This window comes from Pseudogulbenkiania sp. NH8B (assembly GCF_000283535.1).
GTDB classification, from domain to species: Bacteria; Pseudomonadota; Gammaproteobacteria; order Burkholderiales; family Chromobacteriaceae; genus Pseudogulbenkiania; species Pseudogulbenkiania ferrooxidans.
This window is the reverse complement of the sequence record NC_016002.1, coordinates 175,431-192,303: the sequence shown is the minus strand read 5'-3', so window position 1 is coordinate 192,303 and position 16,873 is coordinate 175,431. Positions and strand designations below refer to the sequence as shown.

Here is a 16,873-nt window from a genome sequence, read left to right as displayed (position 1 = left end):
TCAGCGCAGTTTCAGGGTGGTCAGGCCGGCCAGCACCAGCATCATGGTGATGATCCAGAAGCGCACCACCACCTGCGTTTCCTTCCAGCCCTTGAGCTCGTAGTGGTGATGCAGCGGCGCCATGCGGAACACGCGCTTGCCGGTGAGCTTGAACGAGGCCACCTGGATCATTACCGACAGCGCCTCCATCACGAACAGGCCGCCCATGATGAACAGCACGATTTCCTGGCGCACGATCACCGCCACGGTGCCGAGTGCGGCGCCCAGCGCCAGGGCGCCGACGTCGCCCATGAACACCTGCGCCGGGTAGGCGTTGAACCACAGGAATCCGAGGCAGGCGCCGCAGATGGCGGCGCAGAACACCACCACTTCGTGTGCGCCGGGGATGTGCGGCAGGCCGAGGTAGCGCGCGAACACGATGTTGCCGGCCACGTAGGCGAAGATCGCCAGGGCGCCGGAGACCAGCACCGTCGGCAGCGCCGCCAGGCCGTCCAGGCCGTCGGTGAGGTTGACCGCGTTGGAGGTGCCGACGATGACGAAATAGGTCAGGATGCAAAAACCGATCGCCCCCAACGGATAGACCACGTTCTTGAAGAACGGCACGATGAACTCGGTCGACGCCGGCAGCTTGGCGGTGGTGATCAGGAACACCCCGGCGCCGATGGCAATGGCCGACTGCCAGAACATCTTGGCGCGCGCCGAAATGCCTTTCGGGTCGCGGTACACCACCTTGCGCCAGTCGTCGTAGAAGCCGATGGCGCCGGTGCCGAACAACACCGCCAGCAGCAGCCAGATGTACTTGTTGCTCCAGTCTGCCCACAGCAGCGTGGTGACGCCGATCGCCAGCAGGATCAGCGTGCCGCCCATGGTCGGGGTGCCGGTCTTCACCAGATGGCTCTGCGGGCCGTCGGAACGCACCGCCTGCCCCACTTTCAATTCGGTCAGGCGCCGGATCACCCACGGCCCCATCAGCAGCGAGATGCCGAGCGAGGTCAACGCCGCCATCACCGCACGCAGGGTGACGTAGTTGAGGACGGAAAACGCCCGGACGTAATCTTTCAGCCAATCGGCCAGCCAAAGCAGCACGGCTACACTCCCTTAATGTTCTTGTCGTTGTCCGGTCAGATGCTCGACCACCCGCTCCATGCGCATGAAGCGCGACCCCTTTACGAGCACGGTGGCATCTGCCGGCAGATGGCTGTCGAGATAGGAGAGCAGCGCATCCAGCGTATCAAAATGGTTTGCCGCGGCGCCGAAGGCGGCGGCGGCGTGACGACTCAAGTCGCCCAGCGTGAGCAGGGCGTCGAGCCCGCGTTCCCGGGCGTAGGCGCCGACCTCGGCATGCAGTGCCGGCGCGTTCTCGCCCAGTTCGCCGATGTCGCCCATCACGAACCAGCGCGGCGCCAGCGCCTGCAGCAGCACGTCGATGCCGGCCTTCATCGAGTCCGGGTTGGCGTTGTAGGTGTCGTCGATCAGCGTCGCGCCGTTGCCGGCGCGTTTGCGCTGCAACCGGCCCTTGACCCCGGCGAAGCCGGCCAGACCGGCGGCGATGGCTGCCAGCGGCACCTCCAGCGCCAGCGCGGCGGCGGCGGCGGCGAGCGCGTTGCGCACGTTGTGTTCCCCCGGCGCCGGCAGCGCGACCGCCACGTCCCCCTGCGGCGAGCACAGGACGAAATGGGCAGCGGTATCGGACAGCGTCACGTCGCGAGCGTTCACATCGGCCTCGCCCAAACCGAAACTGAGCAGGCGATGACCGGCGGCGGCGGCGCGGAAGATGGTGGCGTGGGGATCGTCGGCATTGATCACCGCCACGCCGTCTTCGGCCAACCCTTCGAAGATTTCGCTCTTGGCACGGGCGATGTCGGCCGTGCCGGAAAAGCCCCCGCCCAGGTGGGCGCGCAGTGCGTTGTTGACCAGCGCCACGCGCGGCCGGGCCAGCCCGGTCAGATAGCGGATTTCGCCGAAATGGTTCATGCCCATCTCGATCACCGCGTAGCGATGGCCGGCATTCAGGCCGAGCAGCGTCAACGGCAGGCCGATGTCGTTGTTGAAGTTGCCGGCGGTGGCGAGCACCGTGTCGCGCCCGGCATGGGCAGCGAGGATCGCCGTCAGCATCTCCTTGACCGTGGTCTTGCCGTTGGAACCGGTGATGCCGACCAGCGGCAGCTCGAAACGGGCGCGCCAGCCGGCGGCGAGCCGGCCCAGCGCCAGCCGGGTGTCGTCCACCTGGACCAGCGCCGCACCGGGCAGCGCGAAGTCCTGGCGCACCAGGGCCCCTGCCGCGCCCTGCGCCAGCACGTCGGCGACGAAATCGTGCGCATCGAAATGCTCGCCCTTGAGCGCCACGAACAGATCGCCCGGCCCGGCGGCACGGCTGTCCGTGACCACCCGGGTCACCTCGGCATCGGCACCGGCCAGGCGGCCGCCGGCCAGTTGCGCCACGTCAGACAGCATCAGCATCGTGCACCTCGCTCCAGGCCGTGAGCGCCTCTTCGGCGATGCGGAAATCGGAGAACGGCTGCTTCACGCCGCGGATGTCCTGGTATTCCTCGTGCCCCTTGCCGGCCACCAGCACGATGTCGCCGGCGCGCGCCGCGGCGATCGCCCAGCGGATGGCGGCGGCACGGTCGGCCTCGACGTGGCCGGTCTCACCCATGCCGGCGCGGATGTCGGCGATGATGGCCTGCGGCTCTTCGCTGCGCGGGTTGTCGCTGGTCACCACCGCGACGTCGGCGATGCGGGTGGCGATGGCTCCCATCATCGGGCGCTTGCCCTTGTCGCGGTCGCCACCGCAGCCGAACACGCAGTAGAGCCGGTTGCCGGCGGGGCGGATCTCGGCCAGCGTGGCCAGCGCCTTCTCCAGCGCGTCCGGGGTGTGGGCGTAGTCGATCACCACCAGCGGCTCGTGACCGCCGCCCAGGCGCTGCATGCGCCCGCGCGCCGGCTGGATGCGCGACAGCACCGCCGCCGCGTCCTTCAGCGACACGCCGTTGACGCACAGCGTGGCGAGACAGGCGAGCAGGTTGGCGGCGTTGAAACGGCCCAAGAGCGGGCTGCGCAGCTCGCCCTCGCCCCACGGCGTGGTCACCGTCATCTGCAGGCCGTCGAGGGTGGCGGACAGGTTCTGCGCGCGCACGTCGCCCTGCTCCAACCCGTAGGTCACCGTCTGGGTGCGCTGGCGATCGATACCGGCGGCCAGCTCGCGGCCGAAGGCATCATCGGCGTTGATGATGGCGTGGCGCAGCCCTTCCCAATGGAACAGCCGCGCCTTGGAGGCGCCGTATTCTTCCATCGAGCCGTGATAGTCGAGGTGGTCGCGCGTCAGGTTGGTGAACACCGCGGTGGCGAAGCTGACGCCGTTGACGCGGAACTGGTCGAGACCGTGCGAGGACACTTCCATGGTCACCACGTCGGCGCCCTGGCGCTTGTACTCGGCCAGCTTCTGCTGCACCGTCACCGGGTCCGGCGTGGTATGGGTGGTCTCGGTCAGGGCGCCGTAGAAGCCGTTGCCGACGGTGCCGATCAGCGCCGCCTTGTGCGCTAGCAACGAGAACGCCTGCGCCAGCCAGTGCGAGATCGAGGTCTTGCCGTTGGTGCCGGTGATACCGATCACCGTCATGGCGCGGCTCGGCTCGCCATAGGCGTGGCTGGCGACGATGCCGGCGCGCGCGCGCAGCTGCGGCACCGCCAGGTTGGGTACGTTCCAGGCCGGGTTCCAGTTAAAGCCGTCGGCCGGGTCCCACAGCACGCAGGCGGCACCGTTGGCGAGCGCCATCGGAATGAACTGGCGGCCGTCGGCGTACTCGCCGCGGCACGCCAGGAACACGTCGCCCGGCAGCACGCGGCGGCTGTCCGTCTCGACACGCTTGAGCGGCAGCCCCAGGGTATCGAGCTCGGCCGGATCCCAGTCCGGTAGCGGGGTCAACAGACTCTTCATGTATCTTCTCGTATCTCCGGTACCTGATTGACCGGAAGCAATGAATTGTTGGAGGGAGCGTCGGGCTCGACCCCCATGATGCGCAACGCCCCGGCCATGGTGTTGGAGAAGGCCGGACCGGCCACCGAGCCACCGTAGTAACTACCGGCGCCGGGTTCGTCGATCATCACCGCCACGATCAGGCGCGGATTGGTCGCCGGCGCGAAGCCGATGAACAGGCCACGGTGCTTGTCGGCCTGGTAGCCGCCGTTGACCAGCTTGCGCGCGGTACCGCTCTTGCCGCCGACGTTGTAGCCCAGCACCTGGGCCCGCGTCCCGGTACCCCCGGCCTGGGTCACCGTCATCAGCATTTCGCGCATCTTGCGCGCCGCGTCCGGGGAAATGATCGGCTTGGCCGGCAACGGTGAACTCAGCCGGGTCAGCGACACCGGCAGCAAGGAACCGTTGTTGGTGAAGATGGTGTAGGCACGCGCCAGCTGCAGCAGGCTCACCGACACACCGTAGCCGAACGACATGGTGGCCTGCTCGATCGGGCGCCAGCTCTGCCAGTGGCGCAGGCGGCCGGCGATTTCACCCGGGAAACCGGCGTGCACGCTGCGGCCGAAACCGACCTCGTCGTAGAACGTCCACATCTGCTCCGGCGAGAACAGCAGCGCCACCTTGGAGGCACCAACGTTGGACGACTTCTGGATCACCTCGGTCAGCGTCATCGACGGCTTCGGGTGCGAGTCGCGTACCCGCGCCGGGCCGATCGAGTACGGGTTGGTGTCGAACACCATGTTCGGATTGACCTTGCCGGCGTTGAGCGCCATGGCGATCGGGAACGGCTTCATGGTCGAACCCGGTTCGAACATGTCGATCACGGCGCGGTTGCGGCGGCGTTCCGGGTCCAGCTCCTTGCGGCTGTTGGGGTTGAACGACGGTACGTTGGCCAGCGCCAGCAGCTCGCCGCTCTTGCCATCCAATACCACGATGCTGCCAGCCTTGGCCTTATTGACCTCCACGGCCGCCGCCAGTTCGCGGTAGGCCAGATACTGGATGCGCTGGTCGATCGCGAGATTCAGCGTCTGGCCGTCTTTCGGGTATTCGATGGCCGCCACGTCTTCGATGATGTGGCCGCGCCGGTCCTTCAGCACCACGCGCCGGCCGTTCTTGCCGGCCAGCATCTTCTCGCGCGCCAGTTCCAGGCCTTCCTGGCCGCGGCCATCGACGCCGGTGAAGCCGATCAGCTGCGCCATGCTTTCGCCGGCCGGATAGAAACGGCGGAATTCCTGCTGCTTGGCGATGCCGGGAATGCCCAGCGCCATCACCTTGTCGGCCAGCTCCGGGCTGATCTGGCGCTTGAGGTAGACGAATTCGCGCTTGCGATCGGACAGCTTGGCATCCAGTTCGGCCGGGCCGAGCTCCAGCAGCCGCGCCAGTTCGCGCAGCTTGGCCGGCGGCACCGGCTCCATGCTGGCGGGACTGGCCCAGATGGTCTGCACCGGCGAACTGATCGCCAGCGGCTCGCCGTTGCGATCGGTGATCACGCCACGGTTGGCCTCCAGCACCAGGGCGCGGCGGAACCGGGCCTCGCCCTGGTTCTGCAGGAAATCCTGCTGCGCCACCTGCAGGTAGAGGGCACGCCCGATCAGGGCCAGGAACAGCAGCGCCAGAGCCAGCAGCACCAAACGCACACGCCCTGGCGTCATACGCAGGGCGGGGCTGGCTTTGGGGGAACGCGTATTCATTGAGTAGACGCGCATCAGGTCCCTCCCGAGGGGGTGACTACCTGGACCTGGCGTTGCTCGGGCGTCTTCATGCCGAGCCGCAAGGCGGCGGTCTTTTCAATCAGCGCATGCGCGCCCCAGGTGCTCTGCTCCAGCAGCAGCTGGCCGTACTCGACCTGCAGCTGCTGGGCCGACTTCTGCTCGCGTTCCAGATTGCTGTAGAGCTGGCGCGACACGTGCTGCGAGGTCACCACGGACCACGCGCACAGCACCAGGATGGCCAGCAAAATGGCATTGAGCTTGTTCACACCGCCTCCTCGCGCCAGGCACCGGCGGTGCGCTCGGCGATGCGCATGATGGCACTGCGCGAACGCGGGTTGCCCTTCACCTCGTCGTCACTGGCGCGCACCGGCTTGCCGACGGTGCGTAGTGGCGGCTCGGGCAGGTCGGCGCTGCGCACCATGACCCAGGAGGGCAGCTTGGCGTCGCTGCTGGCGTCCCGCATGAAGTTCTTGACGATGCGATCTTCCAGCGAATGGAAGCTGATCACGGCCAGGCGGCCGCCTTCGGCCAACCTTTGCGCCGCTTGCGGCAGCACCGCTTTCAGCTCTTCCAGTTCACGGTTGATGTAGATGCGGATGGCCTGGAACGTGCGCGTCGCGGGGTCTTGACCCGGTTCGCGAGTACGGACGTTCTGCCCAACGAGCTGGGCGAGCTGACGCGTGGTTTCGAGGGGAGCGAGCTCCCGTTGCGCAACAATGGCTGCTGCGATCTTGCGAGCAAACCGCTCTTCACCATAAGTCTTGATGACCTCCCTGATGTCTTCTTCGGCGGCCGTGGCCAGCCATTCCGCCGCGGTCAGGCCGCGGCTGGTATCCATGCGCATGTCGAGCGGCGCGTCGAAACGGAAGCTGAAGCCACGCCGGGCGTCGTCGATCTGCGGCGACGACACGCCCAGATCCATCAGCACACCGTCGACGCGAGCGATGCCGAGCCGGTCGAGCTCGCGCGCGAGTGTTTCGAAACCTTCGTGCACCAGCGTGAAACGCGGGTCTTCCGCGGCCAGACGCTCACCGGCGGCAATCGCCTCGGGGTCCTTGTCGAAGGCGACCAGTCTGCCGGCCGGGCCCAATTGCGACAGGATGAGGCGGCTGTGCCCACCGCGGCCGAAGGTGCAGTCGACGTACACGCCGTCCGGACGAACGGCGAGCGCGGCTACAGCTTCGCTAAGCAGCACCGTAAGGTGCGAAAAAACGGGGGCACTCACAACGTGAAATCTCCGAGATGCTGAGACAGTTCGGCGGGGTCGATGTCCAGGGCGTCGCTGGTCTGGGCATCCCAGTCGGCGGCATCCCACAGTTCGAAACGGTTGCCCATGCCCACCAGCGCAACGTCCTTGTCGAGGTTGACCAGACCGCGCAGGCGCGGCGACAGCAGAATGCGGCCGGCACTGTCCATGTCGAGCAGTTCGGCATGGCCCAGCACCAGCTTCTGGTAGCGTTTGAGCATGGGATTGCCGGAGGGCAGCGCCAGGAGCCGGGCCTCGACCGGGCGCCAATTGGGCTCGGGGTAGAGCAGCAGGTGATCGCGCGCCTCCAGCGTCACCACCAGCTTGGAGCCGAACCTGGACAGCAGCGTCTCGCGGTGCCGGGCCGGAATGGCCAGACGCCCCTTGCTATCGAGAGACACGACGTTGACGCCACCAATCATGATTCGGACATTAAGCCTCTGGTTTGGAGATCACACCCCACTTTTACCCACTTCACCCCACTTTTCGCCACTATAAGAAAGAAGCGTCATAGGGTCAACCTGAGCCGGAACACAACCTCCTTTTAAGACAAGGGCTTAGAAAGACCATGCCGAGATTAATCCTATTAAATCAGCAGCTTAAAAAAAGCGTTGAAAGTAGGCTGTGAAAAGGGGGAATACAACAGCGCAGAACGGCCAAAAAAATACAGGCGACATGCCGTGGCATGTCGCCTGTCGCCGGGTCGGGGCCCGGCCTCTGCCGCACCGGCCGTCAGGCCAGTTTATGCTTGAGGATTTCCTGTACCTGGGCCGGATTGGCCTTGCCCTTGGAGGCCTTCATCACCTGGCCCGCCAGCGCGTTGAGCGCCTTTTCCTTGCCGGCGCGGAACTCTTCCACCGCCTTGGGGTTGGCGGCGATAGCCTCGTCGACCATCTTCTCGATGGCGCCGACGTCGGACACCTGCTTCAGGCCATCGCGCTCGATGATGGCATCGGCGGACAGTTCGCTGTCCCACATCGCCTCGAACACCTGCTTGGCGAGCTTGGACGACAGCGTGCCGTCGGCGATGCGCGCGATCAGCCCGGACAACCGTTCGGCGGCGATCGGGCAGTCGCCGATCTCCTTGCCGTCGCGGTTCAAGCGCGCGGCGATCTCGCCGTTGACCCAGTTGGCGGCGAGCTTGCCCTGGCCGGAAACCTTGGCCACGGTCTCGAAGTACGCCGCCAGGGCGCGCGAGCTGGTCAGAAGCCCGGCATCGTAGGCCGACACGCCGAACTCGGCGACGAAGCGGGCCTGCATCGCGTCAGGCAGCTCGGGCATCTCGGCGCGGATGGCCTCGATCTGGGCGCTGTCGATGCGTACCGGCAGCAGGTCCGGATCGGGGAAGTAGCGGTAGTCGTGCGCATCTTCCTTGCTGCGCATCATGCGCGTCTCGCCGCTGTCCGGATCGAACAGCACGGTGGCCTGCTGCACCTTGCCGCCATCTTCCAGTGTGTCGATCTGCCACTGGATCTCGTACTTGGCGGCCTGCTCGAGGAAGCGGAACGAGTTGAGGTTCTTGATCTCGCGGCGGGTGCCGAATTCCTTCTGGCCCTCCGGGCGCACCGAGACGTTGACGTCCATGCGGAAGCTGCCTTCCTGCATGTTGCCGTCACAGATGCCCAACCAGGTCACCAGCGTGTACAGCGCCTTGACGTAGGCCAGCGCCTCATCCACCGAGCGCATGTCGGGCTCGGACACCACCTCCAAGAGCGGCGTGCCGGCGCGGTTGAGGTCGATGCCCGACAGGCCCTGGAAGTCTTCGTGCAGGCTCTTGCCGGCATCCTCTTCCATGTGGGCGCGCGTGACGCCAATCACCTTCTCCTCGTCGCCGACCAGGATCTTGAGCTTGCCGTGCTCGACGATCGGCAGCTCCATCTGGCTGATCTGGTAGCCCTTGGGGAGGTCGGGATAGAAGTAGTTCTTGCGCGCGAACACGTTCTTCTGGTTGATCGTGGCGTCCAGCGCCAGACCGAGGCGGATGGCCTTATCCACTACCGCGCGGTTCAACACCGGCAGCACGCCAGGGAAGGCCAGCTCGACTGCCGAGGCCTGGGTGTTGGGTGCGGCGCCGAAGGCGGTGGAGGCGCCGGAGAAAATTTTCGATGCGGTATTGAGCTGCACGTGCACCTCAATGCCGATGACGACTTCCCATTTCATGGTCGGAAAATCCTTCTACATGAAAGAACGGGGCAAAAGCACCGCCCTTCGAAAACGTAAACTTCCAGCCTGCGTGCGAACGGCCCGAAGACAAGCCGGGCGGGCGCAGACAGTACATACTGGTACGGCCAGCGCGCCCAGCGCCGTATTCGGGTTGTGCCGCCGCAGACTTACAGGGCCGGCGCCTTCTGGTGCCAGTCGGTGGCCTGCTGGAACTGGTGCGCCACGTTCAGCATCTTGGCTTCGCTGAAGTAGTTGCCGATGATCTGCAGCCCCACCGGACGCCCGTTGGCGGCGAAGCCGGCCGGCACGCTCATGCCGGGCAGACCGGCCAGGTTGACCGACAGCGTGTAGATGTCCGACAGGTACATCTGCACCGGGTCGTCCGACTTCTCGCCGATATTGAACGCCGCGGTCGGCGCCACCGGCCCGAGGATCACGTCGCACTGTTCGAACGCGGCCTTGAAGTCGTTGGCGATGAGGCGGCGAATCTTCTGCGCCTTGAGGTAGTAGGCGTCGTAGTAGCCGTGCGACAGCACGTAGGTGCCGACCATGATGCGGCGCTTGACCTCGGCGCCGAAGCCCTCGGCGCGGGTCTTCTCGTACATGTCGACCAGGTCCTTGTACTCGGCGGCACGGTGGCCGTAGCGCACGCCGTCGTAGCGGCTGAGGTTGGTCGAGGCCTCGGCCGGGGCGATCACATAGTAGGCCGGGATGGAGAGCCGGGTGTTGGGCAGGCTGATCTCGACCACCTCGGCGCCCAGTTTCTTCAGTTCGGCGATGGCGCCGTCGACCACGCCGGCGACGTCGGCGGACAGGCCCTCGGCGAAGTATTCGCGCGGCAGGCCGATCTTCAGGCCGTTCAGCGGCGCATTCAGGTCACGGCTGTAGTCTTCCTTGGCGCGCTCGAGGCTGGTCGAATCGCGCTGGTCGAAACCGGCCATGACGTTGAGCAGCAGCGCGCAGTCCTCGGCGGTCTGCGCCAGCGGGCCGCCCTGGTCGAGCGAGGAGGCGTAGGCCACCATGCCGTAGCGCGACACCACGCCGTAGGTCGGCTTGATGCCGGTTACGCCGCAATGCGAGGCCGGCTGGCGGATCGAACCGCCGGTATCGGTGCCGGTGGCGATCGGGGCGAGGCGCGCCGCCACTGCCGCGGCGGAGCCGCCGGACGAGCCGCCGGGAATCGCCGCCAGGTCCCACGGGTTCTTCACCGGGCCATAGAAGCTGTTCTCGTTGGACGAGCCCATGGCGAACTCGTCCATATTGGTGCGACCGAGCGTCACCAGGCCGGCGGCGCGGCACTGCTCGATGACGTGGGCGTCGTAGGGCGAGACGAAGTTGTCGAGCATCTTCGAGCCGCAGCTGGTCTTCCAGCCCTGCTGGCAGAAAATGTCCTTGTGCGCGATCGGCACACCGGCGAGCGGGCCGGCCTGGCCGGCGGCGCGCAGGGCGTCGGCGGCGCGCGCTTCGGCCAGGGTCTTGTCGCGGTCGACGCTGATGAAGGCGTTGAGCGTCGGGTTGAGCGCCGCGATGCGGTCGAGGTAAAGCCCGGCGAGTTCCTCGCTGGACACGGCTTTTGCCGCCAGTTGCTGCGACAGCGCCTTGAGGGTGGCGTTAATCATGGTGTCGTAAAATCTCGATAAGCTCGGCAGGTTGGCCGAAACGCGCGTGCGCCGGGAACCAACCTTGCCAGAATCAATCTCTGGTTATTCGATGACTTTGGGGACGAGGAACAGGCCGTTCTCGACCTGCGGGGCGATGGCCTGGAAGGCGGCGCGGCGGTCCGATTCGGTCACCACATCATCGCGCAGGCGCAGGCTCACGTCCTGCGGATGGGCCATCGGTTCGATGCCATCGGTATCGACGGCCTGCATCTGCTCGATCAGGCCGAAAATATTGTTGAGTTGAGCGCCCACCGCCACGATTTCTTCGTCGGTTACGGCGATGCGGGCCAGCTTGGCGATCCGCGCGACATCCTGATGCGTCAGCGACATGGTGTCCTCGTTAAAACCTTTAATAATTCAAGGCTGATAGGGTATCATAGACTGTTTGATTCACCCAAGATTCGACGCTTCGCCACACCGTTCCACCGGGGGTCATTTGACGGTTCTTGCCGTCCTTCCGGCGACCAGGGGAAGCCGCTAGACCACGACCATTAGCGCCATTGCGGGCTTGTCCCGACAACACGAACACTGAACCAGGACCACCCCATGTTTCGTTCCCTCACCGGATACTTCTCGAACGACCTCGCCATCGACCTCGGCACCGCCAACACCCTGATCTACATGCGCAGCAAGGGCATCGTGCTGGACGAACCGTCGGTGGTGGCGATTCACAGCGACTTCCCGACCAACAAGAAGTCGATCCTGGCCGTCGGTCTGGAAGCCAAGCGCATGCTGGGCCGCACCCCGGGCTCGATCCAGGCGATCCGCCCGATGAAGGACGGCGTGATCGCCGACTTCACCGTGACCGAGCAGATGCTCAAGCAGTTCATCAAGAAGGTGACGCCGAGCCGCTTCTTCTCCGCCAGCCCGCGCATCGTGATCTGCGTGCCGTGCGGTTCGACCCAGGTCGAGCGCCGCGCCATCAAGGACTCGGCGCTGGCAGCCGGCGCGCGCCGCGTCGAGCTGATCGAGGAGCCGATGGCCGCCGCGATCGGCGCCGGCCTGCCGGTGGAAGAGCCGACCGGCTCGATGGTGGTGGACATCGGCGGTGGCACCACCGAAGTGGGCGTCATCTCGCTGGGTGGCGTGGTGTACTCCAACTCGGTGCGCGTCGGCGGCGACAAGTTCGACGAAGCCATCATCAACTACATCCGCCGCAACTACGGCATGCTGATCGGCGAGACCACCGCCGAAGAGATCAAGAAAACCATCGGCTCGGCCTTCCCGGGCGCCGAAGTGAAGGAAATGGAAGTCAAGGGCCGCAACCTGGCCGAGGGCATCCCGCGCGCCTTCACCGTGTCGTCCAACGAGATCCTCGAGGCGCTCACCGAGCCGTTGAACCAGATCGTCTCCGCGGTGAAGATCGCGCTGGAGCAGACCCCGCCGGAACTGGGCGCCGACATCGCCGACAAGGGCATGGTGCTGACCGGCGGTGGCGCGCTGCTGAAGGACATCGACCGCCTGCTGGCCGAGGAAACCGGTCTGCCGGTGATCGTCGCCGAAGAGCCGCTGACCTGCGTGGTACGCGGCTCGGGCAAGGCGCTGGAAAAGATGGACAAGATCGGCACCATCTTCACCAACGTACCCTGAACCGGATTCGCGTCCGGCCTGAACCGGCCGGACGTCCTGCCAGATGGACTTTGCCAACAATCCCAGCTTCATCCGCCAGGGCCCGCACCCGGCGGTGCGTCTCGCGTTGTGCGTGCTGCTGTCGATCGCGCTGTTGATCGGCGATAGCCGCTACGGCCTGATGGAGCACGTGCGCGAAGCGCTCTCGGTGGCGCTATACCCGGTACAGCGCGCGGTCAACGTGCCGTTTGCCGGCGCGCGCCACGTCATCGACTTCTTCACCGCGCAGGCGGAGCTGAAGGCCGAGAACGACGCGCTGAAGAGCCAGCGCCTGCAGATGTCGGCGCAGCTCGCACGGCTCGCCACCGTGGAACGCGAATACCGCGAACTGCGCCAGCTCAACGAGCTCAAGTCGTCGCGCGCCGAGGGCGGCCAGCTGGCCGAGGTGCTCTATACCGGGCGCGACCCGTTTTCCTACAAGCTGATCATCGACAAGGGCGCGGACGCCCAAATCAGTCCGGGCCAGCCGGTGATCGACAGTCAGGGGCTGATCGGCCAGGTGACGCGGGTGCAGCCGCTGACCGCCGAGGTAACGCTGATCATCGACAAGAACCACATGGTGCCGGTGATGATCGAGCGCACCGGCGCGCGCGCCATCCTGTACGGCTACGGCGGTGGCGTCGAAGTGCGTTACCTACCGAACCACGCCGACGTGCAGGAGAAGGACTTGCTGGTGACCTCGGGCATCGACGACCTGTACCCGGCCGGGCTGCCGGTGGCGCGCATAGGCAAGATCGAGCGCAACACCGGCGCCGCCTTCGCCCGGCTGTCCACCAGCGTGGTGGCCGGGGTGCAGGAGAGTCGTTTCGTGCTGGTGCTGAACCCGAAGCAGCACGTGCCGGCCGCGCCACCGCCGCCACCTGACGCCGCCCCGCCCCGCCGCACGGAGTAACCATGCCGTTTGAGCGCCCCAAAGAACTGCTGAAGCCGGTTAAGCGCCGCTTCATCTTCCTGACCTTCGTCATCGCCGTGCTGGTCGAACTGATCCCGCTGCCGGCGGGCTCCACACGCTGGCTGCCCGACCTGATCGGGCTGCTGCTGCTGTACTGGGTGATCAACCAGCCGCGCCGCGTCAATATCGGCAGCGCCTTCCTGCTGGGGCTGGTGGCGGATGCCGCCACCGCCGGGTTGTTCGGCCAACATGCGCTGGCCTATTCGATCACCAGCTACCTGGCCTTGCGCCAGCAGCGCCAGCTGGTGATGTTCAACCTCGGTCAGCAGGCGCTGGCCGTGCTCGCGCTGATGCTGGCCAACCAGACCATCATGGTGGTGGCGCGCATGATCACCGGCGCCGCCTTCGTCGGCTGGAGCTATTTCCTGCCGCCGCTGGTCGGCGCGCTGCTGTGGCCGCTGCTGACCAAGCTGCTGTTGCTGCCGTACCGGCAGCATTCGGTCTAGTGGTAGCGCCCGGCATGTCCCGTCCCACCCGTTTCAAGAACACCCAGGCGGAAGAAGGCCAGTTCCAGCTGCGCCTAGTGGTGGCTTACGCCATCATGGTGCTGCTGTTCCTGCTCCTGGTCAGCCGCTTCGTCTGGCTGCAGGTGATGCAGCACCAGCATTTCTCCACGCTGGCCCAGAACAACCGCATCTCGCTGGTGCCGATCCTGCCCAACCGCGGCCTCATCGTCGACCGCAACGGCGTGATCCTGGCGCAGAACTACTCGGCCTACACGCTGGAGCTCACCCCGAGCAAGATGGCCGACCTTGACGCCACCGTGGCCGAGCTCTCCAAGCTGGTCAACGTTACCCCGCGCGACCTCAAGCTGTTCAAGAAGCTGCGCGCGGAATCGCGCAACTTCGAGGCGATCCCGCTCAAGGCCAAGTTGAGCGAGGAGGAAGCCGCCCGCATGGCGGCGCACGCCTGGCGCTTCCCCGGGGTGGAGGTCAAGGCGCGGCTGTTCCGCGACTACCCGTTCAAGGAACTGACCAGCCACGTGCTGGGCTATATCGGCCGCATCAACACCAAGGACGTGGAGCGGCTGGAAGAGGACGACCAGACCACCAACTACCGCGGCACCACCTATATCGGCAAGACCGGGCTGGAATACACCTACGAGACCCAGCTGCACGGCACCGTCGGCTTCGAGGAAATGGAAACCGACGCTGGCGGGCGCGCCATCCGCACCCTGCGCCGCACCCCGCCGATCAACGGCCAGAGCCTGCACCTGGCGCTCGACATCCGCCTGCAGGAACTCGCCGACAAGCTGTTCGGCAAGCGCCGCGGCGCGCTGGTGGCGATCGACCCGCGCGACGGCGGCGTGCTGGCCTTCCTGTCCAAGCCCGGCTTCGATCCTTCGCTGTTCATCGACGGCATCGACAGCCAGACCTGGAAAGAGCTGAACGAAAACTGGGAGAAGCCGCTGGTCAACCGCGCGTTGCGCGGCCTGTACCCGCCCGGCTCCACCTTCAAGCCGTTCATGGCGATGGCGGCGCTGGAGACCGGCGCCATCGGCCCCAACGACATCCGCCCGGCGCCGGGCTACTTCACCCTGCCCGGCAGCAGCCACCAGTTCCGCGACTCCAAACCCGCCGGCAACGGCATGGTCAACCTGGCCAAGGCGATCCAGGTGTCGAGCGATACCTTCTTCTACAAGCTGGCGTGGGACATGGGCATCGACCGCATCCATCCGGTGGTGGCGCAGTTCGGGCTGGGCAGCAAGACCGGCATCGACCTCGACGGCGAGGCCGCCGGGGTGCTGCCGTCCAAGGAATGGAAGGCCAAGCGCTTCGCCAAGTACCGCCCGGAGGTGGGGCGCTGGTATCCCGCCGACGTGGTCAGCATCGGCATCGGCCAGGGCTTCAACGCCTACACCCCGCTGCAGATGGCCAACGGCGTCGCCACCCTGGCCAGCGACGGCGCGATGTTCAAGCCGCACCTGGTGCAGCAGGTGGTGGACGATCGGCACGCCAAGGCCACCCCGATCAATACCAACCCGGTGCGGCGCCTGGCGTTCAAGCCGGCCCATTTCGAGTACGTGAAGCGCGGCATGCAGGCCGTGCTGCAGCCCGGCGGCACCGCGGCGCGCATCGGCGTCAACCTGCCCTACACCATGGCCGGCAAGACCGGCACGGCGCAGGTGGTGCAGATCAAGCAGGGCGCCAAGTACAACGCCGGCGCGCTGGCCGAACGCTACCGCGACCACTCCTGGTTCGTCGCCTTTGCCCCGGTCGAGGCGCCCAAGATCGCCCTGGCGGTGATCGTCGAGAACGCCGGTTTCGGTGCTGCCGCGGCGGCCCCGATCGCGCGCGCCCTGACCGATTTTTACCTCACCGGCAAGGTGCCGGCCGACCTGTCCGGCCAGCTGCAGACGGTGAAGACGGAAACCCGCAGCGCGGCGGAGATCGCCCGGGCCCAAGCCGAGCGCGCCGCCGAAGAGCAGGAGGGCCACGATGCAAACCCCGCTCCTTAAACGTATCTGGCAGTTCGTGCGCGAACCGCTGGACGGCTGGCTGATGCTGTTCCTCGGCCTGGTGTTCGTGCTCAGCATGCTGGTGCTGTACTCGGCCTCGAACCAGAGCTTCGACAAGATCGACAACAAACTGGTCTACACCGTGCTCGGCCTGGTGGTGATGTGGGGCGCGGCGCGCATGCGTCCGCAGTCGATCATGAACTTCGCGCCGCCGCTCTACGCGCTCGGGGTGCTGCTGCTGCTGGCGGTGCATTTCAAGGGGGTGACGGTGAACGGCTCGACGCGCTGGCTGGAACTCGGCATCACCCGCATCCAGCCATCGGAGATCATGAAGATCGCGCTGCCGATGATGGTGGCGTGGTTCTTCCAGCGTTTCGAGCTGAGCCTGCGCTGGTGGCATTACCTGGCCGCCATGGTGCTGATCGTGATTCCCGGCGGGCTGGTGCTCAAGCAGCCCGACCTCGGCACCGCCACGCTGATCATGGCGGCCGGCTTCTTCGTGCTGTACTTCGCCGGATTGTCGTGGAAGGTGCTGATCGGCGGCGCGGTGGCGTTTGCCGCCAGCCTGCCGGTGGTGTGGAACCTGATGCACGACTACCAGAAGAAGCGCGTGCTGACGCTGATCGACCCGATGGAAGACCCGCTCGGCGCCGGCTACCACATCATCCAGTCGATGATCGCCATCGGCTCGGGCGGGCCGTTCGGCAAGGGCTGGCTCAACGGCACCCAGACCCACCTCGACTACATCCCGGAGCGCACCACCGACTTCATCTTCGCGGTGTACTCGGAGGAGTTCGGCCTGATCGGCAACGTCATCCTGGTGGTGCTGTACCTGCTGATCGTCAGCCGCGGCCTGATGATCACGGCGCGCGCCCAGACCCTGTACGGCCGCCTGATGGGCGGCACCATCACCATGTCGTTCTTCGTGTACGCCTTCGTCAACATGGGCATGGTAGCCGGCATCCTGCCGGTGGTCGGCGTCCCGCTGCCGCTGGTCTCCTACGGCGGCACCGCCACCCTGACGCTGATGCTGGGGCTCGGCATGCTGATGAGCATCGGCAACACCCGGCGCTAGA

At 66.2% G+C, this 16,873-nt stretch carries 15 protein-coding genes; 5 read left to right on the top strand and 10 right to left on the bottom strand.

Annotated elements, in window-relative coordinates; genetic code table 11:
• From mraY to gatC, 10 genes are all read right to left on the bottom strand, one after another.
• The gene (mraY, locus tag NH8B_RS00805; RefSeq protein ID WP_014085618.1) at positions 1–1,086 is read right to left on the bottom strand and encodes a phospho-N-acetylmuramoyl-pentapeptide-transferase; all 1,086 of its coding nucleotides are present in this window, start codon (positions 1,084–1,086) and stop codon (positions 1–3) included.
• A gap of 12 nt (positions 1,087–1,098) precedes the next feature.
• Positions 1,099–2,460 (bottom strand): UDP-N-acetylmuramoyl-tripeptide--D-alanyl-D-alanine ligase, encoded by a 1,362-nt coding sequence (murF, locus tag NH8B_RS00800; protein WP_014085617.1) that lies wholly within the window; start codon positions 2,458–2,460, stop codon positions 1,099–1,101.
• Positions 2,444–3,937: a UDP-N-acetylmuramoyl-L-alanyl-D-glutamate--2,6-diaminopimelate ligase gene (locus NH8B_RS00795; protein WP_014085616.1), complete on the bottom strand. Its 1,494-nt coding sequence runs from the start codon at positions 3,935–3,937 to the stop codon at positions 2,444–2,446. Before NH8B_RS00795 ends, murF begins: the two co-directional genes overlap by 17 nt.
• Positions 3,934–5,682, bottom strand: coding sequence for a peptidoglycan D,D-transpeptidase FtsI family protein (locus tag NH8B_RS00790; protein WP_014085615.1), 1,749 nt, complete (start codon positions 5,680–5,682; stop codon positions 3,934–3,936). The genes NH8B_RS00795 and NH8B_RS00790 overlap by 4 nt, the downstream gene beginning before the upstream one ends.
• The gene (gene ftsL / locus NH8B_RS00785; protein ID WP_014085614.1) at positions 5,682–5,954 is read right to left on the bottom strand and encodes a cell division protein FtsL; all 273 of its coding nucleotides are present in this window, start codon (positions 5,952–5,954) and stop codon (positions 5,682–5,684) included. The genes NH8B_RS00790 and ftsL overlap by 1 nt, the downstream gene beginning before the upstream one ends.
• Positions 5,951–6,913, bottom strand: a complete 963-nt coding sequence (rsmH, locus tag NH8B_RS00780; RefSeq protein ID WP_014085613.1) for a 16S rRNA (cytosine(1402)-N(4))-methyltransferase RsmH — start codon at positions 6,911–6,913, stop codon at positions 5,951–5,953. The genes ftsL and rsmH overlap by 4 nt, the downstream gene beginning before the upstream one ends.
• Positions 6,910–7,356, bottom strand: a complete 447-nt coding sequence (gene mraZ, locus NH8B_RS00775; RefSeq protein ID WP_014085612.1) for a division/cell wall cluster transcriptional repressor MraZ — start codon at positions 7,354–7,356, stop codon at positions 6,910–6,912. The genes rsmH and mraZ overlap by 4 nt, the downstream gene beginning before the upstream one ends.
• 310 nt (positions 7,357–7,666) lie before the next feature.
• Positions 7,667–9,094 (bottom strand): Asp-tRNA(Asn)/Glu-tRNA(Gln) amidotransferase subunit GatB, encoded by a 1,428-nt coding sequence (gatB, locus tag NH8B_RS00770; protein ID WP_014085611.1) that lies wholly within the window; start codon positions 9,092–9,094, stop codon positions 7,667–7,669.
• Positions 9,095–9,264: 170 nt separating this feature from the next.
• Positions 9,265–10,716, bottom strand: a complete 1,452-nt coding sequence (gene gatA, locus NH8B_RS00765; protein ID WP_014085610.1) for an Asp-tRNA(Asn)/Glu-tRNA(Gln) amidotransferase subunit GatA — start codon at positions 10,714–10,716, stop codon at positions 9,265–9,267.
• Positions 10,717–10,800: 84 nt separating this feature from the next.
• A complete protein-coding gene (gene gatC / locus NH8B_RS00760; RefSeq protein ID WP_008954691.1) occupies positions 10,801–11,088 on the bottom strand; it encodes an Asp-tRNA(Asn)/Glu-tRNA(Gln) amidotransferase subunit GatC in 288 nt (95 codons plus the stop codon).
• Positions 11,089–11,304: 216 nt separating this feature from the next.
• Here gatC and NH8B_RS00755 point away from each other — a divergent pair, with 216 nt between their 5' ends.
• Genes NH8B_RS00755 through rodA form a run of 5 tightly spaced genes read left to right on the top strand, consistent with a single transcriptional unit; the run spans position 11,305 to position 16,872 of the window.
• Positions 11,305–12,348, top strand: coding sequence for a rod shape-determining protein (locus tag NH8B_RS00755; RefSeq protein WP_008954690.1), 1,044 nt, complete (start codon positions 11,305–11,307; stop codon positions 12,346–12,348).
• A 43-nt stretch (positions 12,349–12,391) separates the two neighbouring features.
• Positions 12,392–13,279 carry a rod shape-determining protein MreC gene (mreC, locus tag NH8B_RS00750; protein ID WP_014085609.1) on the top strand — a complete coding sequence of 296 codons (888 nt, stop codon included), beginning with the start codon at positions 12,392–12,394 and terminating at the stop codon, positions 13,277–13,279.
• Positions 13,280–13,281: 2 nt separating this feature from the next.
• A complete protein-coding gene (mreD, locus tag NH8B_RS00745) occupies positions 13,282–13,785 on the top strand; it encodes a rod shape-determining protein MreD (protein ID WP_014085608.1) in 504 nt (167 codons plus the stop codon).
• A 14-nt stretch (positions 13,786–13,799) separates the two neighbouring features.
• Positions 13,800–15,797: a penicillin-binding protein 2 gene (gene mrdA / locus NH8B_RS00740; protein ID WP_014085607.1), complete on the top strand. Its 1,998-nt coding sequence runs from the start codon at positions 13,800–13,802 to the stop codon at positions 15,795–15,797.
• Positions 15,778–16,872, top strand: coding sequence for a rod shape-determining protein RodA (gene rodA / locus NH8B_RS00735; protein WP_014085606.1), 1,095 nt, complete (start codon positions 15,778–15,780; stop codon positions 16,870–16,872). Before mrdA ends, rodA begins: the two co-directional genes overlap by 20 nt.
• Position 16,873: the final 1 nt, after the last annotated feature.

What these genes read in the sequence shown, in the direction of transcription:
- NH8B_RS00790 (WP_014085615.1), bottom strand. Translation starts at nt 5,682, where the DNA reads ATGCGCGTCTACTCAATGAATACGCGTTCCCCCAAAGCCAGCCCCGCC.
- NH8B_RS00795 (WP_014085616.1), bottom strand. Translation starts at nt 3,937, where the DNA reads ATGAAGAGTCTGTTGACCCCGCTACCGGACTGGGATCCGGCCGAGCTC.
- NH8B_RS00755 (WP_008954690.1), top strand. Translation starts at nt 11,305, where the DNA reads ATGTTTCGTTCCCTCACCGGATACTTCTCGAACGACCTCGCCATCGAC.
- murF (WP_014085617.1), bottom strand. Translation starts at nt 2,460, where the DNA reads ATGCTGATGCTGTCTGACGTGGCGCAACTGGCCGGCGGCCGCCTGGCC.
- mrdA (WP_014085607.1), top strand. Translation starts at nt 13,800, where the DNA reads ATGTCCCGTCCCACCCGTTTCAAGAACACCCAGGCGGAAGAAGGCCAG.
- gatC (WP_008954691.1), bottom strand. Translation starts at nt 11,088, where the DNA reads ATGTCGCTGACGCATCAGGATGTCGCGCGGATCGCCAAGCTGGCCCGC.
- mreC (WP_014085609.1), top strand. Translation starts at nt 12,392, where the DNA reads ATGGACTTTGCCAACAATCCCAGCTTCATCCGCCAGGGCCCGCACCCG.
- rodA (WP_014085606.1), top strand. Translation starts at nt 15,778, where the DNA reads ATGCAAACCCCGCTCCTTAAACGTATCTGGCAGTTCGTGCGCGAACCG.
- gatA (WP_014085610.1), bottom strand. Translation starts at nt 10,716, where the DNA reads ATGATTAACGCCACCCTCAAGGCGCTGTCGCAGCAACTGGCGGCAAAA.
- mraZ (WP_014085612.1), bottom strand. Translation starts at nt 7,356, where the DNA reads ATGATTGGTGGCGTCAACGTCGTGTCTCTCGATAGCAAGGGGCGTCTG.
- mreD (WP_014085608.1), top strand. Translation starts at nt 13,282, where the DNA reads ATGCCGTTTGAGCGCCCCAAAGAACTGCTGAAGCCGGTTAAGCGCCGC.
- gatB (WP_014085611.1), bottom strand. Translation starts at nt 9,094, where the DNA reads ATGAAATGGGAAGTCGTCATCGGCATTGAGGTGCACGTGCAGCTCAAT.